Origin of the sequence: Flavivirga spongiicola, from assembly GCF_030540825.1 — a bacterium.
Classification (GTDB): Bacteria; Bacteroidota; Bacteroidia; order Flavobacteriales; family Flavobacteriaceae; genus Flavivirga; species Flavivirga spongiicola.
In genome coordinates, this window is record NZ_JAUOEO010000001.1 from 1,481,230 (window position 1) to 1,507,851 (window position 26,622).

Annotated in this window: 21 protein-coding genes and 1 tRNA gene; 12 read left to right on the forward strand and 10 right to left on the reverse strand. The window is 32.9% G+C overall.

Annotated elements, in window-relative coordinates:
- The first annotated feature begins 39 nt into the window (after positions 1-39).
- Entirely contained in the window at positions 40-1,437 is a 1,398-nt protein-coding gene (locus tag Q4Q47_RS05625) for a TlpA family protein disulfide reductase (RefSeq protein WP_303305672.1), read from the forward strand.
- Positions 1,438-1,459: 22 nt separating this feature from the next.
- Positions 1,460-2,902: a TlpA family protein disulfide reductase gene (locus tag Q4Q47_RS05630; protein ID WP_303305673.1), complete on the forward strand. Its 1,443-nt coding sequence runs from the start codon at positions 1,460-1,462 to the stop codon at positions 2,900-2,902.
- A gap of 553 nt (positions 2,903-3,455) precedes the next feature.
- Here the strand turns inward: Q4Q47_RS05630 and Q4Q47_RS05635 are convergent.
- The 4 genes from Q4Q47_RS05635 to trxA form a co-directional block, all read right to left on the reverse strand.
- Positions 3,456-3,529, reverse strand: a tRNA-Asp gene (locus tag Q4Q47_RS05635).
- Positions 3,530-3,869: 340 nt separating this feature from the next.
- A complete protein-coding gene (locus Q4Q47_RS05640) occupies positions 3,870-4,799 on the reverse strand; it encodes a DUF58 domain-containing protein (RefSeq protein WP_303305674.1) in 930 nt (309 codons plus the stop codon).
- Between the two features lie 129 nt (positions 4,800-4,928).
- A complete protein-coding gene (locus tag Q4Q47_RS05645) occupies positions 4,929-5,477 on the reverse strand; it encodes a ClpP family protease (protein WP_303308444.1) in 549 nt (182 codons plus the stop codon).
- Between the two features lie 82 nt (positions 5,478-5,559).
- Positions 5,560-5,877, reverse strand: a complete 318-nt coding sequence (gene trxA / locus Q4Q47_RS05650; RefSeq protein WP_303305675.1) for a thioredoxin — start codon at positions 5,875-5,877, stop codon at positions 5,560-5,562.
- A 342-nt stretch (positions 5,878-6,219) separates the two neighbouring features.
- Between trxA and Q4Q47_RS05655 the strand changes: the two genes are divergently transcribed.
- The 4 genes from Q4Q47_RS05655 to Q4Q47_RS05670 all read left to right on the forward strand — a co-directional run bounded on the left by Q4Q47_RS05655 (position 6,220) and on the right by Q4Q47_RS05670 (position 8,026).
- Positions 6,220-6,651, forward strand: coding sequence for an SRPBCC family protein (locus Q4Q47_RS05655; RefSeq protein WP_303305676.1), 432 nt, complete (start codon positions 6,220-6,222; stop codon positions 6,649-6,651).
- A complete protein-coding gene (locus Q4Q47_RS05660; RefSeq protein WP_303305677.1) occupies positions 6,641-6,970 on the forward strand; it encodes an ArsR/SmtB family transcription factor in 330 nt (109 codons plus the stop codon). The genes Q4Q47_RS05655 and Q4Q47_RS05660 overlap by 11 nt, the downstream gene beginning before the upstream one ends.
- Positions 6,963-7,412 carry a hypothetical protein gene (locus Q4Q47_RS05665; protein ID WP_303305678.1) on the forward strand — a complete coding sequence of 150 codons (450 nt, stop codon included), beginning with the start codon at positions 6,963-6,965 and terminating at the stop codon, positions 7,410-7,412. Before Q4Q47_RS05660 ends, Q4Q47_RS05665 begins: the two co-directional genes overlap by 8 nt.
- 191 nt (positions 7,413-7,603) lie before the next feature.
- The gene (locus Q4Q47_RS05670) at positions 7,604-8,026 is read left to right on the forward strand and encodes an SRPBCC family protein (protein WP_303305679.1); all 423 of its coding nucleotides are present in this window, start codon (positions 7,604-7,606) and stop codon (positions 8,024-8,026) included.
- Between the two features lie 425 nt (positions 8,027-8,451).
- On the opposite strand, the gene dnaE is transcribed toward Q4Q47_RS05670, so the two are convergent.
- Positions 8,452-12,840 (reverse strand): DNA polymerase III subunit alpha, encoded by a 4,389-nt coding sequence (dnaE, locus tag Q4Q47_RS05675; RefSeq protein ID WP_303305680.1) that lies wholly within the window; start codon positions 12,838-12,840, stop codon positions 8,452-8,454.
- Between the two features lie 342 nt (positions 12,841-13,182).
- Here dnaE and Q4Q47_RS05680 point away from each other — a divergent pair, with 342 nt between their 5' ends.
- The 3 genes from Q4Q47_RS05680 (at position 13,183) to rimM (ending at position 15,707) form a co-directional block, all read left to right on the forward strand.
- Positions 13,183-14,250, forward strand: coding sequence for a lactonase family protein (locus Q4Q47_RS05680; protein ID WP_303305681.1), 1,068 nt, complete (start codon positions 13,183-13,185; stop codon positions 14,248-14,250).
- 242 nt (positions 14,251-14,492) lie between these two features.
- Positions 14,493-15,011 carry a 30S ribosomal protein S16 gene (locus tag Q4Q47_RS05685; RefSeq protein WP_303305682.1) on the forward strand — a complete coding sequence of 173 codons (519 nt, stop codon included), beginning with the start codon at positions 14,493-14,495 and terminating at the stop codon, positions 15,009-15,011.
- Between the two features lie 171 nt (positions 15,012-15,182).
- A complete protein-coding gene (rimM, locus tag Q4Q47_RS05690; RefSeq protein WP_303305683.1) occupies positions 15,183-15,707 on the forward strand; it encodes a ribosome maturation factor RimM in 525 nt (174 codons plus the stop codon).
- An 18-nt stretch (positions 15,708-15,725) separates the two neighbouring features.
- Here the strand turns inward: rimM and Q4Q47_RS05695 are convergent, their stop codons facing one another.
- A complete protein-coding gene (locus tag Q4Q47_RS05695; RefSeq protein ID WP_303305684.1) occupies positions 15,726-16,175 on the reverse strand; it encodes a hypothetical protein in 450 nt (149 codons plus the stop codon).
- Between the two features lie 149 nt (positions 16,176-16,324).
- Here Q4Q47_RS05695 and Q4Q47_RS05700 point away from each other — a divergent pair, with 149 nt between their 5' ends.
- Positions 16,325-17,041, forward strand: a complete 717-nt coding sequence (locus Q4Q47_RS05700) for a tRNA1(Val) (adenine(37)-N6)-methyltransferase (RefSeq protein WP_303305685.1) — start codon at positions 16,325-16,327, stop codon at positions 17,039-17,041.
- A gap of 9 nt (positions 17,042-17,050) precedes the next feature.
- On the opposite strand, the gene Q4Q47_RS05705 is transcribed toward Q4Q47_RS05700, so the two are convergent.
- From Q4Q47_RS05705 to Q4Q47_RS05720, 4 genes are read right to left on the reverse strand one after another with little or no spacing between them, the layout of a single operon-like run.
- Positions 17,051-18,454, reverse strand: a complete 1,404-nt coding sequence (locus Q4Q47_RS05705) for a c-type cytochrome domain-containing protein (protein ID WP_303305686.1) — start codon at positions 18,452-18,454, stop codon at positions 17,051-17,053.
- Between the two features lie 27 nt (positions 18,455-18,481).
- A complete protein-coding gene (locus Q4Q47_RS05710; protein WP_303305687.1) occupies positions 18,482-19,393 on the reverse strand; it encodes a sugar phosphate isomerase/epimerase family protein in 912 nt (303 codons plus the stop codon).
- Positions 19,394-19,415: 22 nt separating this feature from the next.
- A complete protein-coding gene (locus tag Q4Q47_RS05715) occupies positions 19,416-20,882 on the reverse strand; it encodes a DUF1501 domain-containing protein (RefSeq protein WP_303305688.1) in 1,467 nt (488 codons plus the stop codon).
- 10 nt (positions 20,883-20,892) lie between these two features.
- Positions 20,893-23,586, reverse strand: a complete 2,694-nt coding sequence (locus tag Q4Q47_RS05720) for a DUF1553 domain-containing protein (protein ID WP_303305689.1) — start codon at positions 23,584-23,586, stop codon at positions 20,893-20,895.
- A 639-nt stretch (positions 23,587-24,225) separates the two neighbouring features.
- On the opposite strand from Q4Q47_RS05720, the gene Q4Q47_RS05725 reads away from it, so the two are divergent.
- Positions 24,226-25,404 (forward strand): acyl-CoA dehydrogenase family protein, encoded by a 1,179-nt coding sequence (locus Q4Q47_RS05725; protein ID WP_303305690.1) that lies wholly within the window; start codon positions 24,226-24,228, stop codon positions 25,402-25,404.
- Between the two features lie 122 nt (positions 25,405-25,526).
- A complete protein-coding gene (locus tag Q4Q47_RS05730) occupies positions 25,527-26,423 on the forward strand; it encodes a metallophosphoesterase (protein WP_303305691.1) in 897 nt (298 codons plus the stop codon).
- Positions 26,424-26,622: the final 199 nt, after the last annotated feature.

Genomic DNA, 26,622 nt, shown 5'->3' on the forward strand with positions numbered 1-26,622 from the left:
TAACCATCAAACTATAATAATCTTTTTAAATAAATAAAAATGAAAAATACAATATATATAATACTAGTACTATTTAGTATAGTTTCTTGTAAAAACAAGGTGAATGATTTTGCTCTTATATCTGGCACCATAAATGATAAAAAAGTAGACTCTTTATTTCTGCATAATGCCTCTACCAATTTTAAAAAGTCAATAGCGATCAATGATGATGGCACCTTCAATGATACCTTAGTAATTGATAAAGTAAAAGCATATAAGTTAAGTTCCGGAAAGAACTGGTATTCTATATTTCTTCAGAATAACTATAACTTAAATATTAACATAAGCAAAGACTCAACCAACAGTACCATTTCGTTTTCAGGAATTGGGGCAGATGTCAATAACTACTATAGATCCAAAGCAGTATTCATCAAAGAGAAAATTAAATTAAGTAGCCTTCCAAAACTCTCTGAACAAGACTTTACAAGGTTAGCAAACAAGGTAACAGATAGCGCATCTGCCATGCTGCAGAATGCTCTGATTGAAGATAAAAACTTTATAACCTTCGAAACTGAAAATATCTTTTGGAATGAAATTTCTAATTATATGATGTATCACTATTTAAAACAAAATGAAGCCTATAGAGATACTACAAAAACGTATACACCATCATCTGGATTTTTGCCTCAAGCCTTTTTAAGTTTTAAATCTGATAATGAAGACTTATACATTAATTCTGAAAGCTATTCAAATCTATCAAATGTAATTCCGATAAGAACTATAAACTTTAAGGATTTGAGTGACCGTAATAGTGATGAGAAAATCAAATTTATAGATAGTATATGCAGCACCATAGGTATTCCGTTAGTAAAAGATTTTACTCTTAAAAATGTTGGTTTTAGATTTCTAAATGACGAGAATCAGGAAGTAGCTAAAACTTATCTAGATTATTTTACTTCTATATTATCTGATGAAGATATTAAAACAGAATTCACAGATTTTTATAATAAAAACCAACGTTTAAAAAAAGGAGCTCTGTCTTCCAAATTTACCAATTATGAAAATTTTGCCGGTGGCACAACCTCCCTGGACGATTTAAAAGGCAAATATGTGTATATCGATGTCTGGGCAACCTGGTGCGGCCCTTGCAAAAAAGAGATTCCTTTTTTAAAAGATGTAGAAAAAAAATACCATGGTAAAAACATTGAATTTGTAAGCATTTCTGTAGATACAAAACCCGCCTATGATTCTTGGAAAAAAATGGTTACTGACAAAGAACTAACAGGCATTCAATTATTTGCAGATAATGCTTTTGATTCTAAATTTATTAAAGATTATAACATCAAGGCTATTCCTAGATTTATACTTATTGATCCTGAAGGCAAAATAGTGAACTCAAAAGCACCTAGACCATCAAACCCCGACCTTATTGATTTATTTAATCAATTAGAAATTTAATGTTATCTCTAAAAAATAAATTATGAAATACATATTATATTTATTTATAGCCTTGACATACATAAATTTATGCTATAGTCAAGAAAAAGAATACGCTACACTTTCTGGCAAAATTATGAATGCAGACCTAGACTCATTACAAATAACAAGTTTGTCTGGTTTTAAGAAAACAATTAAAGTAAACAACGACGGATTTTTTAAAGACACCCTCAAAGTAGGAAACTTTAATACGTTTACCCTTTCATTAAGAAAAAGGGATCAAAACCAAACGTTATATCTTAAAAATGGATATGACTTAAATTTAGCTGTAAGCCTTGAAGGTTATAATAATTCTATATCCTTCTTAGGAAAAGGAGCAACCATTAACAACTATCTAATGGCAAAAGCCCAAAATACAAGCGCTATAAAAGGAGATGATTTTCTCAAGTTTTTATCACTAAAAGAAGATGAGTTTACAAAAAAGGTGGAAACCATTAAAAATAATAACCTAGAATTATTAAATGACATTGCCAATATAGATTCTGATTTTAACTCTTTTGAAATAGAGAACATTAGCTATGAAGAGTTAAACGATTATGTTTTTTATTATTTCATGAAGAAAAATAAAACAGCTTTTTCAAATGATAAAAATTCACAAGAATATATACCTCCTAAAGGTTTTATGCCAGATAAATTTTTCAATTTCAAATTTGATAATGAATCCTTATACAAAAATTCTTTATCATATAATCAAATATGCACTATCACACTTATTAGAGATTTTAACATACGAAACTCTAAAAATGAGATTACCAAAAAATATCTTGATAGCGTCTTTAAAAAAATTAAAATAGGTGCTTTAAAAAATGAAATGGCTATACAGTTTAGCAGATTGTTATCAATTACTAAAAAAACTGCCGAAGCTAAGACTTATTATAATTATTTTATGAGTCGTAATGATTTATCTAAAGAGACTAAATTAAAATTAAAAGCACTATATGAGCCTAAAGAGATAAAAAGCGTTGTAAGTGTAAATACAAATGACAAGGAAGTTAAAAAAGGAGAATTATCTCCTAAGTTTGATTATAAAAACCATATTGGAGAGACAACCTCGTTAGATGACTTAAAAGGTAAGTATGTATATATAGACATTTGGGCAACCTGGTGTGGACCGTGTAAAAAAGAAATCCCTTTCTTAAAAAACGTAGAAAAACAATACCATGGCAAAAACATAACCTTTGTAAGTATTTCTGTTGATGAAAAATATGCATTTAACACCTGGGAAAATATGGTTAAGGAGAAAGAATTAACCGGTGTGCAATTATTTGCAAATAACGCTTTCAATTCTAAATTTATTAAAGATTATAAAGTTAGATCCATCCCGAGGTTTATTTTAATAGATCCAGAAGGTAAGTTAGTAGATGCATATGCACCTAGACCTTCAGATGAAAAATTGCTTGAATTGTTTAATTCTTTAAATATCTAAAATATCATTATCTATTTCATAAACAATTATATTTTAAATTAGTTAACTAGTCTTAAATAACCTTTACGGGTTTGTACAAAGATCGTTTTTAAATCCCTGAGAGTCGAAACTCTCGGGGATTTCTATTTTTATAGGTTATTCTAAATTTTATAACGCTTTTGTTTTCTTTATTAAGTCTATGGCTATATTTTTATTACATTTGAAACTTAACAGCTAAATCACAAAATCGTGAATATACTCGCTATTGGTCCATGGCAAATAATTTTAATCTTAATAGTATTGGGAGCTCCAGTTTTAATTTTCTTATTAGGATTTTGGCTAGGAAAAAAATCTGGTTATAACAAACGTATTAGAGAAGAACAGAACAATACCCTTAATCTCTAAAACAAAAAAGCATCCCAATCTTCTTCACAGAAAAAAGGAAAGCTTCTCATTGGAACACCAAATTTACTCTGGTATTACTACATCCTAGATTCCTCTAGGAACAACACAACTTCTTGTTATTACCAAAAAAAGCTCTAATTTCTCAGAGCTTTCTTTTTTGCAATTTTTGCGGTCTGGACGGGACTCGAACCCGCGACCTTCGCCGTGACAGGGCGACATTCTAACCAACTGAACTACCAGACCGTTGCTTTATTGCGGTTGCAAATATACACGCCTTTTTTTATATCTCAAATGTTTTTTTAAGTTTTTTAAAATAAATTTTTCTTTTCTGTATTTGTCCCTCTCTTTTACTTCCGTGTGTGCACATCTTTAAAAAAGACACGAATGGCACAAATTCACACGAATCTAATAGTTTATGGCGTAGATAGGACTCAACATGAACACGAATCCCTAGTCTGTATAGGCTTGAAATCTATCTATTGACGGATTAATTAGTGAAAATTTGTGCCATTCGTGTCCTACTTTTTATGATGCAATATTTGTATGCATACGGTAGTCTCTTTTAGGAGAGGTTGGTGTGGGATCACACAAATTTTTGACGCTCTATCATATATGTTGTGAGGATGTTATTAAAATCTTTATTAATGTCGGCCTCGACATATTTAATCTTATACTGCGCACACTTTAATCGTAAAGCCTCAAAATAATCGCTCACGGCTTTTTTATAATTGTCTTTTATAGTATCTGCGTATAAATTAATGTACTCCCCTGTTTCAACATCAATAAAGCGTTTGGGTTTATTATCAAAATCAAAGGTTAATTCCTTTTCTTTATCAAATACATGAAACAAAATCACTTCGTGTTTGTTATATTTTAAATGGCGTAATGCTTCGAACAGTTTTACAGCATCTTCGGAAGTCTGAAACATATCAGTAAACAAAAATATCATAGAGCGCCTATGAATCTTTTCCGCTATTTCGTGTAAATATTTATAGGTTTCCGTTTCTTTATTTAAGGGTTTAGAAATCACTGCATCACTCAAATGATTTAACAGCATTTGATGATGGCGTTCACTACCCTTTTCTGGTGCATAGTAATCGTAATCGTCACTATAAATACTTAACCCAACAGCATCGCGTTGCTTTTTTAAAATATGCATTAAAGATGCTGAAGCCAAAGCTGAAAACCCTATTTTATTTAAACTATTAATAGAGAATGAATCCATTTTTGGATAATGCATAGAGCTACTGTTATCTATAATGATATGACAACGCAAATTAGTTTCATCATCATAGCGCTTGGTATAAAGCTTATCTGTTTTAGCAAATAATTTCCAATCTATATGTCGCGTGCTCTCTCCTTGATTGTAAATTTTATGTTCGGCAAATTCAGCAGAAAAACCATGAAATGGACTTTTATGCATTCCTGCAATAAAGCCTTCTACTACTTGTTTTGCAAGTAGCTCGAGGTTTTTAAAACCATCGGCTTTATTAAGTTCTTTTTGTAGATTCATATACAAGCCCCTCCTAACCTCCCCATAGGGGAGGAATAACTTATGTGAAAAATTTTATTACGATCAAATTAATAATAATTTATTAAAAAATATTTTTTACTGGGAAAGAGTAGAATTCCCCTTCGGGGGCTAGGAGGCTAAAACGCTATCAACAATACCATAAGCAACAGACTCATCGGCTCCCATCCAATGGTCACGATTAAAATCCTTCATTATTTTATCAAAAGTTTGTCCGCAATTATCTGCTAATATTTGCGCACTTAATTCTTTAGTAATTATAATTTCCTTTGCCGTAATTTCTATATCACTTGCTTGCCCACGAGCGCCTCCACTTGGTTGATGAATCATAACACGTGCATGTGGTTGTATAAAGCGTTTTCCTTTTTCTCCGGCAGACAATATTAAAGATCCCATAGAAGCTGCAAATCCTGTACAAATTGTTGACACATCACTTTTTAAAGATTTCATACAATCATAAATAGCAAAGCCTGAAGTTACATAACCACCCGGACTATTAATATATAGGTGAATATCCTTGGTTTCTAATGCATCTAAATACAATAAGCGTTCTATAACGTGCTTAGCAGAATCATCATCAACCTGTCCCCACAAAAACACTTTACGTTCTTCTATTAATTTGCTATCAATAGCATTTTGTACTTTTATTTGTTCACTCATATCTATTTTTTTATTTGCATCTAAAATAAAAAAAAGGTTTGCCATAATGACAAACCTTTTCCATTTTCTTTTAATATATCTATTATAAATGCGAATCTATCGCTTCAGTATATGTGTTCTTTGGAGCTACACCAACTTGTCTTCCAACAACCTCTCCATTTTTAAAAACCAAAACAGTAGGTATGTTACGCACCCCATATTTTGCAGCAAACTCCTGATTTGCATCTACATCTACTTTACCTACAACAGCTTTACCATCGTATTCCCCACTAATTTCCTCAATAATTGGTCCAACCATTCTACAAGGTCCACACCAAGCAGCCCAAAAATCAACCAATACTGGTTTATCACTTTTTAATACCGTTTCTTCAAACGTTGCATCTGTTATTTCTAATGCCATAATATTTATATTTTAATTCTTATTTTATTTTTAATTACACAAAATTAGTCAAAATATTTTCTAAAGCTTACAATGTAACAATTTGTTTTATTTATACCAATATTGTTTAGCACTATTGTCGTGTTCCGAACATACACAAACCCAATTATAGTCAGGCTTACACATTCTTCTCCTAAAAAAACACCGCCACCCCAACTAACACAAGCCAAACATTTTCAACCTTTTACACCAGCACCAATTTATACTAAATTCATATTAAGCAACCAAAAAGTTGCATATTAAAAATATTTACTCTAGTTTAGCAACCATAAAGTTGCATATTAATTAAAAATCGAACTTATTATGAATGATGTTATTAAAAAAGAGAAGGTATTTAAGCATTCCATAGACAAAGTATGGAATGCCATTTCAAAAGCTGAAGAAATTTCTGCCTGGTTTATTCAAGCTGATTTTAAAGCTGAAAAAGGGTACCAATATACCTTTACTTCGGAGCCTAATGAAAAAGGTTGCACAACCATTAGTGGTGAAGTTAAAGAATCTAATCCGTACAAATTAGTTTATACTTGGATAGTTGCCGAAATGAAAGCAGAAACAACAGTAACATGGGAGCTAGAATCTACAGAGGATGGCACTAAATTATATCTGGAACACTCTGGCATTTCCAATTATGAAGGTGATACGGCTGTAAAGATGTTCGAAAGCTTTAACGGCGGTTGGGATAACTGTATAAATGGGCTAACGGACTACTTAAAACAATTAGTTAATGCAGGATAAAATAACCAAACTATTTAAAGCCATTGCAGACCCAACAAGGCGTGACATTTTTCACGCCTTAGTTATAGCAACCTCAGCCCTATCCATTACACAAATATCCAGTCAGTTTGATATTAGTAGACAAGGTGTAACCAAACATATTAAAACACTCGAAGAAGCTGGTTTAGTAAATATAAACGCAAACGGACGAGAACGTTTTTGTTATGCCAATGCCAAACCATTAAAAGAGGTCAGTAAATGGGTTCAATTTTACTCACAATTCTGGGATAATTCATTACAAGATCTGGAGGATTACTTAAATACACCAAAAAATGGATAAGGATACTAAATTAATAGAGTTTCAAGACCAGGATATAAACTACAAAAATCAATTAGAAGTTAATACGAGCTCTAAACACGCTTTCTTTGCTTTAAACGAAGGGCTTCATTCATGGTGGGGAAAAATAAGCAATTCTGAATTTAAGGCTGGTGGTCAATTTACCATTCAATTCGAAAATGATTATTGGTGGACTTTTAAAATTATTGAATACACTCCTAACAGTGAACTAATTTGGAAATGTATCGATGGTGAACCTGATTTTAATAAAGAATGGATAGGTCATGTACTGCATTGGAAAATAGAAGCATATAACGGAAAGCGCTTCATTAATTTTCATCAAGTTGGATTGAATCCCAATATTGATTGTTATGACGTTTGCTCTACGACCTGGGATCGATTTATTACCAATGGCTTGAAAGCTTTTTTGGAAGTAGATAAATAAATTTCTTGTAATATAAAGCGAATTGTCATTATTAGGGAGGAACGACTAGCTTGAACTGAATACAGTTGAAGCGTAACAATCTATTTTTATTGGTAACTCAAATTAAACAGACTCTTATACCAGTTCTGTTATAAAATAGTATCTACCTCTCTAGACTGAAAATCGTACCTTAACAATTCAATACGTATAAAATGGCAAATATTAGGCATAATTTAACAATTGAAGCTCCTGTTGAAAAAGTTTATAATGCATTAACCTTAGAACAAGGACTTAAGGGCTGGTGGACAAATAACACTTCTGCAAAACCTGAAATAGGTCATGTAAACCATTTTAAATTTGGTTCTGAATATTTTAATAAAATGAAAATTTTAGAATTGACTTTTTTAACCAATGTGATTTGGGAGTGTATAGATGGAGACAAAGAATGGATTGGGACTAAATTAACCTTTGAACTTGAAGATAAAGAAGGCCATACTTTTCTAAAATTTTCTCATTTAAATTGGACTGAAGAAAGTGAGTTCTTTGGTTTTTGCAATCATCATTGGGGAAGATATTTAGGTAGTTTAAAATCTTTATGCGAAACTGGTATTGGACAACCATACAAACAAGAATAGTATAGTAATCTGGTGTCTTAAGTTTTATTAATTCTAGGATAATAAATTATAAGGTTTAAAAAGAAAGTTATTTGAATAGAGAATTCTTAACATTATTTATCAACCAAACAGAAAAACTGTAATCTGCTTATAAATTTTCTGAAATTAATCAGATTATGACTTCATGTTTAAAAACTTTTAATGGTATTTCTTTTTATACCTTTTTCTATTAATTAGAAACAAAACAAGGATTATAACAAAAAGGAAAGCTACTCCAAACAGATTTAAATAAATCCATAATATGACGTTTTGAATTTCTGGTGCTATTAATTTTAATAATGCTCCAGAAGAGAAAAAGAATATTATTTCTAAAACTAAGAAAGCTATCACATGATAGAGTATTAATTTTTTCATAATCATGAGATCCCTGCCTTCGCAGGGATTTATCAATTCAACTTAAACATGACATCCTGATTCTCTAATTCACTAAGCAATTCCTGAGATACTTTAACCTTTTGCCTTCTGCTTGGCATTTGTAATTTTATTTTCTCCTTATTATCGTACACTACGAAATTTAATGCCTGATTTCCAGGATGCATCTGTAACAATTCTTTTAAACGTAAAATACTTTCCTCTTGTAAATCTTTAATATTAAGCTGAATGGATAGTTTTTTAGCATAATTTTCCATAACATCATGCAGTAATTGAAAACTATTAAACTGTAATCTTGGATCACTCTTTTTCCCTGTATCCTTATTAACCCAACCTTCGCGAATAAACGATTTCACAAACACAAAATTGTTCTTCATTAAAAAATGCCTGAATTTCAAATATTCTTCGCCAAAAATCCTGAATTCAAAACTATCGGTATAATCTTCAACAGTGAATAGACCCCATCCTTTTCCTTGTTTACTTACGCGATGTTGTACATCGGTTACCACACCACCAAAAACAATTTCTCTGTTCACATAAGGTTCTAAGTTATTAAACATCGCAATGGCTCCATTGCAAAACGTTTTCATTTCTGTTCTAAAATCATCTAATGGATGTCCAGAAATATAAACACCTACAACTTCACGTTCTTGGGCCAGTTTTTCCATAGTTCCCCACTCTTCGCATGGTGGTACTTCTGGCTCTGCTATTTGTACATCGCTTGCTGCCCCAAATAAACTCACTTGTGATGAGTTCTCATTTTCCTGGTGTTTACTTCCATACTTAACGGCTTTTTCCAAAAAAGTAATACCATCTCCTTCTCTATGAAAATACTGGGCGCGATGTGTATCTCCAAAACAATCAAACCCTCCGGCTAAAGCTAAATTTTCAAAAGCCTTTTTATTGGCTGCTCTTAAATCGATTCGTTTCGCCAAATCGAAAATAGATTTAAAGGGACCATCTTCTTTTCTTTTATCGACAATAGTCATTACCGCACCATGACCAACCCCTTTAATGGCTCCCATACCAAAACGCACCGCATTATCTTGATTTACAGAAAATTTATAATACGACTCATTAACATCTGGCCCTAATACATCCATTTTCATACGTTTACATTCTTCCATGAAGAAAGTAACTTGTTTTATATCGTTCATATTATTGGATAATACTGCTGCCATATATTCTGCAGGATAATGGGCTTTTAAATAGGCCGTTTGGTAGGCTATCCATGCATAACATGTAGAGTGAGATTTATTAAAGGCATAACTCGCGAAAGCTTCCCAATCTTTCCAAACTTTTTCTAATACTTTAGCATCATGTCCATTTGCACTCGCCTGCTCTACAAATTTCGGTTTCATTTTATCCAGTACCGCAATTTGTTTTTTCCCCATCGCCTTACGCAGTACATCGGCTTCACCTTTTGTAAACCCGGCCAGTTTTTGAGAAAGTAACATCACCTGCTCTTGATATACTGTAATACCGTAGGTTTCTTTTAAGTACTCTTCCATCGCTGGTAAATCGTACTCAATATCTTCATCGCCATGTTTTCTTCTAACAAAGCTTGGAATATATTCCATAGGCCCCGGGCGATACAAGGCATTCATGGCAATTAAATCTTCAAAAACTGTTGGTTTTAAATCTCTAAGGTGTTTTTGCATACCGGGAGATTCATATTGGAATACGCCAACCGTTTCCCCGCGTTGAAATAAAGCATATGTTTCTTCATCATCTAAAGGAAAAGATTCCGGATCCAGTAAAATATCATGTTTTGCCTTTACAATTTTAACGGTATCTTTTATTAAAGTCAACGTCTTTAACCCTAAAAAATCCATCTTTAATAAGCCGGCATCCTCTACAACCGAGTTATCAAACTGTGTGACGTATAAGTCGGAATCTTTAGCTACGGACACAGGTACAAACTTTGTAATATCGTCAGGGGTTATAATAACTCCACATGCGTGAATTCCTGTATTTCTAACCGAACCTTCCAGGGCTCTTGCGGTATTCACTGTTTCTGCCTCTAAATCTGATCCTTCAGAAATATTTAGAAGCTGGTTCACTTTTTCTAAATCTTCAGCACGAAACTTTTTGCTTAATTCTTTTTCATCTAAACCAAAAATCTTGCTCAGTTTAGACATCGTTGGAATTAACTTTGCTATTCTATCGGCATCAAACAAAGGCAAATCTAATACACGTGCCGTATCTCGAATAGAAGATTTAGCTGCCATCGTACCGTAAGTAATAATTTGTGCTACTTGATTACTTCCATATTTTTCAATCACATAATCCATAACACGGCTTCTTCCTTCATCATCAAAATCGATATCAATATCTGGCATACTAATACGATCCGGGTTCAAGAAACGCTCAAAAAGCAAATCATACTTCATGGGATCAATGTTAGTAATCCACAAGCAATATGCTGCCACCGATCCGGCAGCCGATCCACGTCCCGGACCTACAGACACATCCATGTTTCGGGCTTCCCGAATAAAATCCTCAACAATTAAGAAATATCCTGGATACCCCGTATTTTCTATAACACTCAATTCGAAATCTAATCGTTCGACTACTTCTTCGCTAAGTGGTTCTCCATAACGTTTTTTTGCACCTTCAAATGTTAAATGCTTTAAATAGGCATTCTCACCACGCTTTCCTCCATCTACTAAATCTTCTTCGTGCTTAAATTCATCGGGGATATCAAAAGCTGGCAAAAGAACATCTCTTGCTAGTTGGAATCCTTCAATTTTATCAACAAGTTCCTTAATATTTAGAATGGCATCCGGTTGATCATGAAACAATTGTTTCATTTCTTCAGAAGACTTAAAATAGTATTCCTGATTAGGTAACCCATAGCGATAGCCTCTTCCTCTTCCAATAGGAGTGGCTTGTTTTTCTCCATCCTTTACACATAATAAAATATCATGTGCATTTGCATCTTCTTGTTTTTGGTAGTAAGTATTATTGGTTGCAACTAATTTTACGTCATGCTTTTTAGCTAATGTTATCAAAGTTGGATTTACGCGATTTTCATCTTCTTGATTATGACGCATCAGCTCTACATACAAATCGTCCCCAAACTCATTTTTCCACCATAGTAATGCTTCTTCGGCTTGCTTTTCACCAATGTTGAGAACTTTACTTGGTACTTCACCATATAAATTACCGGTGAGTACTATAATATCTTCTTTATATTCTTGTATAAGTTTTTTATCTATTCTAGGTACATAGTAAAATCCATTAACAAAAGCATGCGAGGATAATTTTGCAAGATTATGATAGCCATTTTTGTTTTTAGCTATCAATACAACTTGATAGCCATTATCTTTTCTTGATTTATCCTGATGATTTTCGCACACAAAAAACTCACATCCTACGATTGGTTTTATCAGTTGTTTTTCTGAAGTCTCACCTTTTTCCTCAGCTTCCGAGATACTTGCCTCTATGCTGCTGTTTTTTTTGTTTACGGCATTAATAAAATGAAATGCCCCCATCATATTCGCATGATCGGTAAGTGCCACTGCAGGCATATTATGAGCAGCAGCAGCAGCCACGATGTCCCCAACACTCATCGTTGATTGTAATACAGAAAACTGTGAATGATTGTGAAGATGAACGAAACTAGCATCTGCTAAATCGGATATGTTTTGCTTAATATCCTCGGTAGAAACTGTTTCTTGCTTGAGACTTTGAAGACGCTCTTGAATTTTAGCACTCTCTTGTTTAAGATTAACGTGCTTTAACTTAATAAGCTCAATTTCTTTTGGATTGGCTTCGTTAAAATTCTGAAAATAATCAGGTTCTACATCGAGCTGTTCTTTAGTATATTCTCCTAAACGAATCAACTCAAAAAAGCAACGTGTCGTTGCCTCTACATCTGCTGTTGCATTATGGGCTTCTGCAAAAGGAGTCTTAAATAAAAACTCGTGTAACTCGGTTAATGTTGGTAATTTAAATTTACCATAACGTCCTCCCGGAATCTGACATAAACTTGCCGTATGTTCTGTACAAGTATCTAAAACAGGTAATTCCTGTAATGGATTAGAAACATCACCACGAACAAATTCGGCACCCATAATGTTTAAATCGAACTTCACATTCTGTCCAACAACAAATTTGGTTTTACTTAAAGCGTCATTAAATTTTTCTAAAACCTCTGCTAATGGGATACCTTGTTCTTGAGCTAATTCGGTAGAAATACCATGAATTTTCTCAGCATCATAAGGAATGTTAAAACCTTCTGGTTGTACCAAATAATCTTGATGATCGATACAATTCCCCATGGCATCATGCAGTTGCCATGCAATTTGTATACATCTGGGCCAATTATCAGTATCCGTAATAGGCGCATCCCAACGTTTTGGCAATCCTGTAGTTTCTGTATCGAAAATTAAGTACATATCTGTATTTAAATGTTTGGTGTTAAGTCGTTTAGAATTATTAAACGAAGTTTATAAAAATACAGAATATTATAACTTATGGAAATGAAAGTTATGAACAGTTTTAAACAAAACTTACTTTTTCACTGTTCAACCCACGTTATGTAATAGAACTTCGTAATGAAGCTTGAAAGCATAATAAAATATGGCATTTTCCAAGTTTTAGCATAGCTTCGCTATGGTTAAAATTGAAAATGTAGTGAAACGATATATTTTGCAATGGTTTCAAGTTGTAATAGATTTTCTATGACATAATGCGGGTTCAATAAATTATTCTATTTTAGAGGCTAAAATCATTTTATAATGAAGTTCAAATTATTCTTATTATGCCTTAGTATATGCTTATTGAATTGTGCAAACCCAAATACATCTTTATATGTAGGGACCTATACAGACGGAGACAGTGAAGGTATTTATCAGTTTCAATTTAATACTGAAACCGGAGAGCTAACAAACAAACAGCTAGCTGCAATCTCAGAAAACCCATCATACCTAACATATTCACCTGATAAGAACTATGTTTATGCTGTAAATGAAAATGAAGATGGAACAACATCATCATTTAAAGTTGAAGATGATAATCGTTTAACATCTTTAAATATCGTTAGTACACACGGTGCGCACCCTTGTCATATTTCGGTCAATGAATCTGGAGATAAAGCCATCGCATCAAATTATACTGGAGGGAATGCATCTATATATACCATTAAAAATGATGGTTCTTTAAATGATTCTTTTCAAATATTAAATCATAATATAGACAGTATCGTTTCACATGCACATTCTGCTCAATTTCACAAAGACAACTTATATATTTCAGATTTAGGTAAGAATGGCGTTTATAAGTATCAATTAGACCATAATAAAAAGGATTACAGATTAGTTACACCTTCTATTATCAAAATGACAGACCATGCTGGTCCTAGACATTTTTCTTTAACAAAAGATGGTCAATTTATATATATTATAAATGAATATGCAAATACGATTACATCTGGAAAAAAGACAGATAATGGGTTTGAATTGTTAGAAAACACCTCAACTTTAGATGATGGCTTTAAAGGAGCAAGTTATTGCGCAGATATCCATTTGTCAAAGAATGAAGATTTCTTATATGGTTCCAATAGAGGTGAAAACTCTATGGCTGTTTTTAAAAGGAACCCATCGGATGGGACTATTGAAAAAACACAAAATATAAGTGTTTATGGAGATTGGCCTAGAAACTTTACATTAGATCCTACAGGTAAATTTATGCTAGTAGCAAATCAAAAAAGCCACAATATTTCGGTTTTTAAAATTAATAAAGAAAACGGTAAACTTACATTTCTGCATTCCACAGATTTACCTTCTCCCGTTTGTCTATTATTTTAACCGAAAATGAGATGAAATTTGTCCAGATAAAGCACTTTTTGAAAGGCATAGCATCGCTACGAATAATAAAAGTAACGAAATATAAGCGGATTTTAGCCATTCCTACCTGCCGGCAGGCAGGTTTTAGGAAATAGAAAAAGTCAAGAAGAGTTCAATAAAAAATTCGAATTATAATTAAAAAATATAGTATCTTTGCGCCCTCATTAATAACCGAGGTCGAGAACCTCAAATAATTAATTATTATGCCAGTAAAGATTAGATTACAAAGACACGGTAAAAAAGGAAAACCTTACTACTGGATCGTAGCAGCAGATGCACGTTCAAAAAGAGATGGTAAATACCTAGAAAAATTAGGTGCTTACAATCCAAACACAAACCCAGCAACCATAGAATTAAATATTGATGGTGCGGTACAATGGTTACAGAATGGTGCACAACCAACTGATACAGCCAAAGCTATTTTATCTCACGAAGGTGCTTTACTAAAAAATCATCTTGCAGGTGGTGTTAGAAAAGGTGCTTTAACTGAAGAGCAGGCTGAAGCTAAGTTTACTGCTTGGGTAGAAGAAAAAGCAAGCAAAGTTGGTGCTAAAGTTGACGGTTTAGCTAAAGCTGAGGCTGATGCTAAAGCAAAAGCTTTTGAAGCTGAAAAAGCTGCTAATGAAGCTCGTATCGCTGCAGCTGCTCCTGTTGTAGAAGAGGAAGTTGCTGAAGAAGAAACTCCTGCTGCTGAAACAGAAGCTTCAAACGAAGAAGAATAAAAAAATAATTTTTTATACTTTTAAACTCCGGTATTTTTTATCGGAGTTTTTTATTTAATCAAACTTTTTCAAGTTTGATTAAATAATTCCCACGGAGGTGGAAATCTCATTAGCTTTGAGATACACTTAAAAAGATTCCCGCCTTCGCGGGAATGACAAAAATCATTCGTCATGCGAAAAGAAGATTGTTTTTATCTAGGTAAAATTGTAAAAAAATATAGTTTTAAGGGTGAAATTTTAGCTAAACTTGATACAGATCAACCTGAAATTTATGAGAACTTAGATGCTATTTTTTTAAACTTAAGAAATAATCTCGTTCCATTTTTTATCGAGCGCTCACAGCTTCATAAATCAGAATTATTGCGTATTAAATTTGAAGACGTTGATGAAGAAGCAGATGCAGATGCTATAATGAAAAGTGATTTATATTTACCCCTCGATTTACTTCCCAAACTTGCAGGTAATAAATTCTATTTCCATGAAGTTATTGGTTTTATTGTCGAAGATCTAAATTATGGAAAAGTAGGAGTCATAAAAGCTATAAACGATTCGACTGCACAATCGCTTTTTGAAATAGACAGAAATGGTATTGAAATTTTAATTCCTATGAATGATGAATTTATAGTAAAAGTGGATAGAGAAAACAAAACTATTCTAGTTGAGACACCAGAAGGACTAATTGACTTGTATATATAAAACCTGAATTACAACAAACTAGACAATAAAATCCAATTCTTTTTTTATTGAACGTAACCCATATTGAATATTATCCTGTTGTTTTATCAATAATCTGCAAAGCGATAAAGACAGATTAATTTCTCTAAGTAGTTCATTATATTTTTCTATACATATTAACTCAATTTTATAAATGGAATTCAGCAAATCATTGTTATTCTCTAACTGTAATAAATTATTAAAACTTCTCATATAAAGGTGATACCTCCTTCTTGACATTATTGAATCTTCAACACCTGTATCAAGCTTTTTAATTTCATTTTGCAGCATTTTACCAAAATTATGTCGTTCTAAACTTCTTTCTTTTAAAAAGACTCTTATATTTATATTGGAAGCTTTTTTATATGCTTTTGTATAGATTTTTTCAATGACTTCATTCATTAAAAAGACCTCATTCAACTTTACTAAAATCTCATTTTTTCTTTTCATTTTTTTTCAATTAAACTACTCTTTTTTTATATACGTTAAATATAACCTAAATAGATATTTTTAGTGCTAATTCTAACATACTTTTGTGATTTTCACTTCATCCTATCATTATTATTTTATACTATTGCCCTAAATTACAAACATAATTCATGTCTGAAAAACCCTTTGTTTTCAAACAATTTGAAGTAAATCAAGAACAATGTGCCATGAAAATTGGTACGGATGGCGTTTTACTCGGTGCCTGGGCTTCTATTAAAAAGCATCCGTTTTCAATATTAGATATTGGAGCTGGCACAGGTATTTTATCACTTATGTTAGCACAACGAAGTTATGCAGAAATTATTGATGCTATTGAAATTGATGATCTGGCTTATGAACAATGCGTTGATAATTTTGAAAGATCACCCTGGGGAGACCGATTATTTTGCTACCATGCTGCACTTGAAGAATTTGTCGATGAGATAGAAGACACATACGATCTCATTATTTCTAACCCGCCTTTTTACTCAGAAGATTTTAAAACAGAAAATATGCAACGAGATTTAGCAAGATTTACTGATGCACTGCCTTTCGAACATTTAATAGACAGTGTTTCAAAATTATTATCTGACCAGGGGACATTCTCGGTGATTATTCCTTTCAAAGAAGAATCACATTTTATGGATTTAGCATCAAAAGTAAATCTATATCCAAATAGTATATTACGAGTTAAAGGCAATCCTAAATCTGAAATAAAACGAAGTTTATTAGAATTCTCTTTTCAAAAAACCAATACGGGAACAAGCGAATTAATTATTGAAACGGTACGCCATCAATACACTCAGGAATACATCCATCTTACTAAAGATTTTTACTTAAAAATGTAGAATTACAACCTAAAACCGGTCTGTTTTATTCAGGTTTTGTTCCCCAGTAATAATAGTTACTTGAGGTAAAGAGTCTTTAATTTTTAGCATACTTTCTTCTGAAATATTTGTTTTCCAAAGGTATAGTTTCTTTAATTTTGTTAGCTTTTGAAAGCTTTCAACACTAGCATTGCTAATTGGATTACCGTAAACATTTAAATATTCCAAATGCTTTAACTGAGTTAAATACTTTATAGCTTCATTTGTAAGTTTGGAATTATTAACTCTAAGCTCAGTAAGATTTTCTAATTGGCCTATCTTAGAAATCAGATTCTCCTGTATGGGTATTCCGGAAAAATTCAACCAAGTAATATTTTCTTTTGCTCTTAACAAAACATCCAGTTTACCCTCATTTAAAGGCTCTTTATTATAAATAGGATAATTAACTTCTAACAAGGTACTTCTATTTGTTACTGTTTTAATTTTAAAGCCTTCTGCTCTAATAGAATCTAAAATTTTATTATCAACTTCAGATAAATTCAAGCTTTCTATAAATGATTTTTTCAATCCTATGCCTACATCTTGTAAATAGTCCTTAATTCTGTCAGTAAGATTAAGTTCTACAACCTTTTTATCAAAAGACACGCCTTCATCAATCCACCATTTAATCAATAGTGTTTCCTCATTTGTAAGCGGTGTTCTACCTTCGGTAGGCATAAACTCTTTGTGATGCGGATCTAAAGTAATACGCCTATATAGCTCACTTTTAGATGCATCTCCAGCAATTACTACTTTGCCATTCTCTCCACCTTTTAGTATACTCTCTGAATCGACTAATAACAAATCTCCTTTGGCTTTGTCATTATTATGACACACATTACACTTTTTTTCAAAAATAACATGAATTACATCTTCATAAACTAAGGCTGAATCTAAATTTGTAACTCTTTCTCTAACGGGCTTAATCCCTGCTATTGCTCGAATTGAAGCTGGAGCATGTTCAAATAAATAGTTTGAACCATGTGTTAAATTACCTCCGTAATGACCAGCAACCGATAATAAAATCATAATTAAAGCTATTATTACTGGGTATATCTTTTTAACCCAAACCACAGTGTCTTTCTTTTTACTAAGAAAAAACAAAAGAAAGGCAACTATAGTTGTTGCTATTCCTGTCCATTTATGAAGGCTTAAAGTATCTATATTATAACCACCATCTGATGCTAACATAAGCCCTAAAACAACAGCTATTACACCAAATGATGCTCCTATTAAAAGGGCATATGATATTGCTAATTTTAAGTCTATCTTTTTTTTCCAAACAAGACATTCAAAAATTACAGCTAAGATTATAAACCCAATTGGCAAATGCACTATTAGGGCATGGAATCTACCAAAAAATTGATATATATTGGTTTCCAGAAAAAATGTCATATACGGTCCCTTATCATAAAGAATTTATTATAAGTATCTCTTTCTCCATTCATGCATCATATGCACATTAATAGCCCATTGATCAGCCAATGGTTGCCTAGTATATGGCATCGTCCACATATAGTTAGCTGGTCCAAATTCTGTTGTCATTGTAAGTACTTCACCTGCTTCTTTCTTTTGATTTACAACTACATCCCACCAAGCATAATGTGCATTAACAGCATTTTTCCATTCTGGAGCTCTAGGCTCACTAACTTGAGCGCTTTCTTCATGACCAATTCGCGAATGGATATGTGATGTGCGCTTTAGCGCTTTTGCTACGGTTTCTTTTTGATCGCCTAATAGACTTTCAGCTACCGCACACCAATGGGAAATATCTAAGGTTAATTTCAACTCTGAAAACGCATCTAGAAAACGGCTGCAAACATGTGGTGCAAATAATATGCGTCCACGGTGTGTTTCCTGATATATAGGAACACCAGAGGATTTTGATTGTTGAATGGCAAAATCTATAAGCTGTTTATTTTCTTTAAATGAAAAAAAATCTTTCCCAGCATGACAATTTATAAAATCTGGCTTTTTAGATATGACTTTAAGCAAGTTCTTAGTGTAGCTTTTTTGATGTTCTTCAAAACCATTTCCACCACTTCCAGTTAAAGCACCAAATCGTAAATTATATTTATCTAAAGCTTCATACAATGCCTCTTCGTCAGCTACATTATTAGGAAACCAATCCTCAATACCATCATATCCTTCCTTTTTTACTTCTTTACAAAACGCATCCATAGAACCTTTAAAACCCCACCGTGTAGCATAAATTTTAAGTGCAAAACCTTTCTTTGGAGCTACTACCTTTAATGGAACGTCCATACTGGTTAAAAGCAATCCCGCACTTGCTGCTCCTGTTATTGTTATAAATTGACGTCTGGTTTGTTTCATAACTATATTAATAATATTTTAATTATATCAGCAAATCTTTAATTACTCGACCATGCACATCGGTAAGCCTAAAATCTCTACCTTGAAAATTATAGGTAAATTTCTCATGGTTAATTCCTAACTGATTTAATATGGTAGCTTGTAAATCGTGAATATGCACTTTATCTTTAATGCCGTAATATCCTATTTCATCTGTTTCTCCATAAGACAACCCTCCTTTAATACCTCCACCTGCCATCCAAATGGTATAAGCTTCGGTATGATGGTCTCTTCCATAGTATGGCATGATAACACCCCCTCTATTTTCGCGCATAGGGGTTCGTCCAAACTCACCTCCCCAAACAATCAATGTGTCATCTAAAAGCCCTCTTTGTTTTAAATCTTTTACTAAGGCCGTCATGGGTTGATCTACTTCTTCACATTTTGTTTTTAATCCTTCATTTAAAGAGCTTGCCTTACTATCTCCGTGCATATCCCACCCCCAATGATACAATTGCACAAATCTCACCCCTTGCTCAACCAATCGGCGTGCTAACAAACAATTATTAGCAAATGAAGCTTCTCCCTGTTTTGCTCCATACATATCTCTAATATAATCTGGTTCTTTAGAAACATCCATAACATCTGGAACTGAGATCTGCATTTTAAAAGCCATTTCATATTGAGAAATTCGTGATAAAGTCTCATCATCATTAAACTCTTTATACTGACTTTCATTAATTTTATTTATAGCTTTTAAAGACTTTTTTCGAATGTCTCTACTCATGCCGTTAGGGTTCGATACATATAAAATTGGATCTCCCGAATTACGACATTGAACGCCTTGATATTCTGAAGGCAGAAACCCACTTCCCCAAGCATTCTTACCTGCACTAGGGTTTTTTCCACCAGAAACTAAAACCATATATCCTGGTAAGTTTTCATTTTCTGATCCTAACCCATAAGTCACCCAGGCTCCCATACTTGGCCTCCCAGATCGTGCACTTCCTGTTTGTAATAATAGTTGCGCTGGCGCATGATTAAACTCATCAGTATGCATAGACTTTATAATTGCTACATCGTCTACAATCTTACTAAAATGAGGTAAGGCATCAGAAATATAGGTTCCCGATTGCCCGTATTGCTTGAAATCAAATTGAGGACCTAACATTTTAGGTGTTCCTTGTATAAATGCAAATCGTTTTCCTTCTAATAAGGACTTCGGACAATCTAAATCATGTAATTTTTTTAAAGCTGGTTTATAATCGAACAGTTCCAATTGAGAAGGTGCTCCAGCCATGTGTAAATAAATGATTCGCTTTGCTTTCGGTAAAAAGTGTGGTAGGTTTTTAGGATCAAAACTGTTATTAGTATTCGTTGCAAATAGTTGCTGTGGACCTATTAAGGATGATAATGCAATACCGCCTAAACCCGTAGTACATTGCTTCAGAAAATGTCTTCGTGTTGTAAACTCTAGTTTTCTTTTCTCTGCTTCGTTATACAAATCCATTTTGAACCGTTTAATTTTTTACAAGAAATTCATCCATATTCATTAGAGCATTTACCATCACGGTAAGCGATGCCAACTCTAAATTATCAGACTTTATAAGCTGGAATGCTTCATCTATATTTTCCGCATAATAAGCTTCTGTTTCATCAAGTAAATTAGTTAATATTTCAGACTTTTCTGTACTGATCTTTTTACCCATTACTTTTTTATATGCCAAACCTACTTTTTCTATTTTTCCTCCTTCTACATTTTCAACTTGCTGCGCTAATTTTATAGCAGCTTCAAAGTATACAGGATCGTTTAACGTTATTAATGCTTGAAGTGGCGTATTCGTATTGATTCTCCGCGACAAGCAAGTTTCTCTTTCAGATGCGTCAAAACTTATAAATGACGGATAAGGGCTAGATCGTCTTAAGTAGGTATATAGTCCTCTACGATATGCATCTTCGCCTTCACTTGTTTTCCATTCATCATTATTATAAACTACTGTCCAAACACCATCCGGTTGATGCGGCATCACACTGGGGCCATACATTTTATTACTTAACAAACCGGAAACAACTAAGGCTTGATCTCTTATTTGTTCGGCAGACAGACGAACTCTTGGGCTTCTTGCCAACCATTGGTTATAGGAATCCTTGCCTTTAGTTTCTTCTGAAATTACAGAGCTTTGTTTATACGTGTCTGACAATACTATTGTTTTTAATAACTTTTTAACGCTCCACTTCCATTCTTTTGAAAAACTAAGTGCCAACCAATCTAATAATTCGGGATGTGTAGGTTTATCTCCTAAGGTTCCAAAATCTTCCGAAGTCATCACAATGCCTTTCCCAAATATTTTTGCCCAAAATCTATTTGCAATAACTCTTCCTGTTAAATAATTATCTTCACTTACCAACCATTCCGCTAAATCTAATCTGTTTTTAAACTGGTTATCATTGGGGTTAAATAATTTAGGAATTGATGTCGTTACTGTATCTGTTGCTACTAGCCAATTGCCTCTATCAAAAACTCTAGTCACACGACTAAAGTCTTTTAATTTTTCCACCATTACAGGAGTTGTATATTTAGGCCGAACGTTTAATAATGCATCTATTTTATTATAGACCTTTACGTATTCTTTATTTTTGTTTGAAGGTAACTTTTCTCCAATTAGAAATCCATCTATAAAACACTTATAATCCTTTTTATTACTTTTAAATTGAAAATATAAATCGGCACGTTTAGAACTCGTATTAAACTCTATAGGTATATTTATAAAACCATCTGTTTTATCCAACTTCACTTTCCCTATTAGGGAACCGTTAATACTATCAACTTTAACCAATAATGTTCCATTATAATTACCTCCTTGGTTATAGTTTAAATAAATTCTATCTATATTATTTAAGTTTACATCTTTCAGCTTAATAAAAGCATCTGCATAAACTTCCATATAATCTTGATTAGACCTATTATAATGCGTTGTATTTTGAGTTTCGCTAAAATCTTCTGGTCTTATTTTAGGTTCTTGAATATGAATAAAATGTTCCCATTTATTTGTTTCTGTTTCAGAAGAAACATTAGAAACCCATCTTTTCACACCTTCTAATTCAGCTTGATTAATACTATCAAACTCTCTATATATTGGATATTCTGTTGGCACATCCCAATCTGAAGTATTATTAAAAAAAGCAAATGACGTATAATACTCTTTATGTTTTATAGGGTCATATGGGTGACTATGGCATTGTACGCAACTCATAGTTGTAGATTGCCATATTTCCCAAGTGGTATTTACACGATCTATAACAGCAGATATTCTATACTCTTCATTATCCGTTCCCCCTTCTCCATTATTTAACGTATTTCTATGAAATGCCGTTGCAATTAACTGTTCTTTAGTAGGATTAGGCAGTAAATCCCCTGCTAATTGTTCAATGGTAAATTGATCGAATGGCATATCCTCATTTAAGGCTTTTATAACCCAATCTCTATATTTCCATATTTCTCTTCCTCTATCAGCTTCATAACCCTTAGAATCGGCATATCTAGCTAAGTCTAGCCACATACTAGCCCAATGTTCGCCAAATTTGAGAGATTCTAGAAGTGAATCGACTAGTTTTTCATAGCCCTTATCAGAAGTATCTTTTATAAATTCTTCTATCTCATTTGTTGTTGGAGGCAAACCAATTAGGTCGAGATATACTCGTCTTACCAAATCATGAGAATCTGCTTCTACATTAGGTGAAAGATTATGCACTTTCATCTTTTCATATACAAAAGCATCTATCTCGTTATACCCCCAATCTGATTCTAAACTAGGTGTACTAGACTCTTTAGGTTCTAAATAAGCCCAATGTTCTTTCCACTCAGCACCTTGTTCAATCCATTTTGTTAGTATTTTTATTTCATCTTCACTTAAAGGTTCTCTTTCAAGTGGCATTCTCATTTCTGGATTTTTGTGTGTGATTCTGGAAATCATTTCACTTTTCTTAGGGGAACCTGGGAAAATTCCAATTTTACCATTTACAGTTTCACCTAACGCATTTTCTCTGAAAACTAATCCAAAACCACCAGATTGCTTCACTCCCCCATGACAGCTAATACAATTTTTATTAAGTATAGGACGAACTTGGGCATTAAAATCTATTCTTTCTTCTTTGCAAGATGTAAAAGCAAAAAGTACGAAAAGACTAAATCTTATGTATTTCCAATTATGCATATTTATCATGTTAATAAGAACATTAAATACCGAACCATAAAAAACTCATTTTACAGAATATTTTTTATGTTTTTATATTTATTAAAGAACAGCTGTTATTAATTATACGTAATTTTCATAAGCTTTCCCCTATTCTAATATTCTGATCCTCTTCTATTAAAAGCCCAAGTTATAGAAATCAACTACCTTTAATTTATTATTCTATTCAATCATATACAACCTTTAGACAAGAAACGCTATATCTTATATAAACAATATAACTTTTAAAATAATTTAACTTGAAATAAATCGTAATTCAATAATAATCAACTAGTAACAAATATAATGACACAAATCGATATTATTGTTTGTTTTTTATCAATGAAAAAAAACAAACAATAATATTTAGATTTCTTAACACTTCATTTTTCTGTGATCTGGTGCTTATTTACTCCTAACAAATGTTTTGTTGTTAAAATAAGAACGAACAACTAGACTAATACTATTTTATCGAATAGAAGAATCTTTCTATTGCTTAAATAATGATTCTTATCTTGAAATTTCTCAGCTGATTTATTTAAATTTGGTCAATTATTCCATTTTTAACAAAAAAAGAGTTTATAATTTCTCAATTACACAATTTTAAAAAAACTCAACTGAATGAAACCAGATTTATTTGAAGCTCCAGATTATTATAATTTAGATGAATTATTAACTGATGAACACAAATTAGTACGTGATGCTGCCCGTGAATGGGTAAAACGTGAGGTGTCTCCAATTATTGAAGACTATGCCCAAAAAGCAGAGTTTCCAATGCAAATTATTAATGGATTAGCCGAAATTGGTGCATTTGGTCCATACATACCTATGGAATACGGTGGTGCCGGATTAGATCAAATTTCTTATGGTTTAATCATGCAAGAAATAGAGCGTGGAGATTCTGGGGTTAGAAGTACGGCTTCAGTACAATCTTCATTAGTTATGTATCCTATTTGGAAATATGGTAACGAAGAACAGCGTCAAAAATATTTACCAAAATTAGCTAGTGGCGAATGGGTTGGCTGTTTTGGATTAACAGAACCTGACCACGGAAGCAACCCAGCAGGTATGGTTACAAATTTTAAGGATATGGGCGACCATTATCTTTTAAATGGTGCCAAAATGTGGATTAGCAATGCGCCATTTGCTCAAGTAGCGGTTGTTTGGGCAAAAGATGAAGCCGGACGTATACATGGTTTAATTGTTGAGCGTGGTATGGAAGGTTTTTCAACTCCAGAAACGCATAACAAATGGTCACTACGTGCTTCAGCAACTGGTGAACTTATTTTTGATAATGTCAAAGTACCAAAAGAGAATTTATTACCTAACAAATCAGGTTTAGGAGCGCCGCTTGGATGTTTAGACTCAGCACGTTATGGCATTGCATGGGGAGCTATTGGGGCTGCAATGGATTGTTATGATACCGCACTTCGATACAGCAAAGAACGCATGCAATTTGGAAAACCTATTGGTCAGTTTCAATTGCAACAAAAAAAATTGGCAGAAATGATTACCGAAATTACTAAGGCCCAACTATTAACTTGGAGACTTGGTGTTTTACGCAATGATGGTAAAGCGACTTCCGCTCAAATATCTATGGCTAAACGCAATAATGTAGATATGGCTATTAACATTGCACGAGAAGCAAGACAAATGCTTGGTGGCATGGGAATTACTGGAGAATACAGTATTATGCGCCATTCTATGAATTTAGAGAGTGTCATTACTTATGAAGGCACACACGATATACATTTGCTTATTACAGGTCTGGATATTACTGGTTTAAATGCTTTTAAATAAAGTCTAAAGCTTATTTAATTATTTCACTCAGCTGGCCGGTAAATCGTTGTGAAAATAAAATTCATAAAAATGCTTCTCAAATTGGGAAGCATTTTTTATTGAAATTTATTTACATTTACTCTATGTCTTCAAAAACCAGATTAGATAGAGCTTATGCAACTGCTAAAATCATTGACTTCGATGATTCAAGTAAGTTTATTTTGTTCAGCGATTGCCATAGGGGCGATAATAGTTTTGCAGACGATTTTGCAAATAACCGGAACATCTACTTTCATGCTTTAAAGCATTATTATAAAGAAGGATTTCAATATTGTGAACTTGGTGATGGTGACGAACTTTGGGAAAACATTTCTTTTAGTGCTATTTTAAATGCACATAAAAACGTGTTTATGCTTATGAAATTGTTTCATAAAGCTAATAGACTGCATATGATTTGGGGTAATCATGATATGGTTTATCGAAATCCTGATTATGTTAAAAAACATTTATCCACTTATTTTGATGCTAAAACGGGAGAGGATGTTGAACTTTTTAGAAACATTACCTATCATGAAGGTATTGTTTTAAAACATCGAAAAACAGCTCAGGAATTATTTTTAACCCATGGACATCAGGCAGATTGGTGGAATTTTTTGTTTTGGAAATGGAGTCGGTTTATGGTACGTGTTCTTTGGAAACCCTTAAATGTAATGGGAATTGCAGACCCAACAAGCCCTGCCAAGAATTACAAAGGACTTATTAAAATAGAACGACGAACCAAAAAGTGGATAAGTCAAAACAACAATTTACTAACGATTGTTGGCCATACGCACAGACCTCGTTTTCCTGAACCTGGTGATATTGCATTCTTTAATGATGGTAGTTGCGTGCATCCACGAAGTATCACAGGTATTGAAATTGAAAATGGTGAAATTGCACTTGTTAAATGGCATATAGCAACTAAAGAAGATGGTACCTTACAAATTGTTAGAACACTCCTTGAAGGTCCTGTAAAGCTATCATTGTATATCACTGAATAACTCCTTATATAGTCCTCATTAGGGGCTTAAACAAAATCATAACTTACTTAAATACAGACGTTAGAATCTTTTAATACCATTTTTTAATTAAAAAACTATTAACAAATATTTAGGCAAATCAAACATAGAACACTTAAAAAAAAACAATATTTTAGCCCCGTGAACCATCAGCATAAAAATATTTTAATCAGTTGTTTGC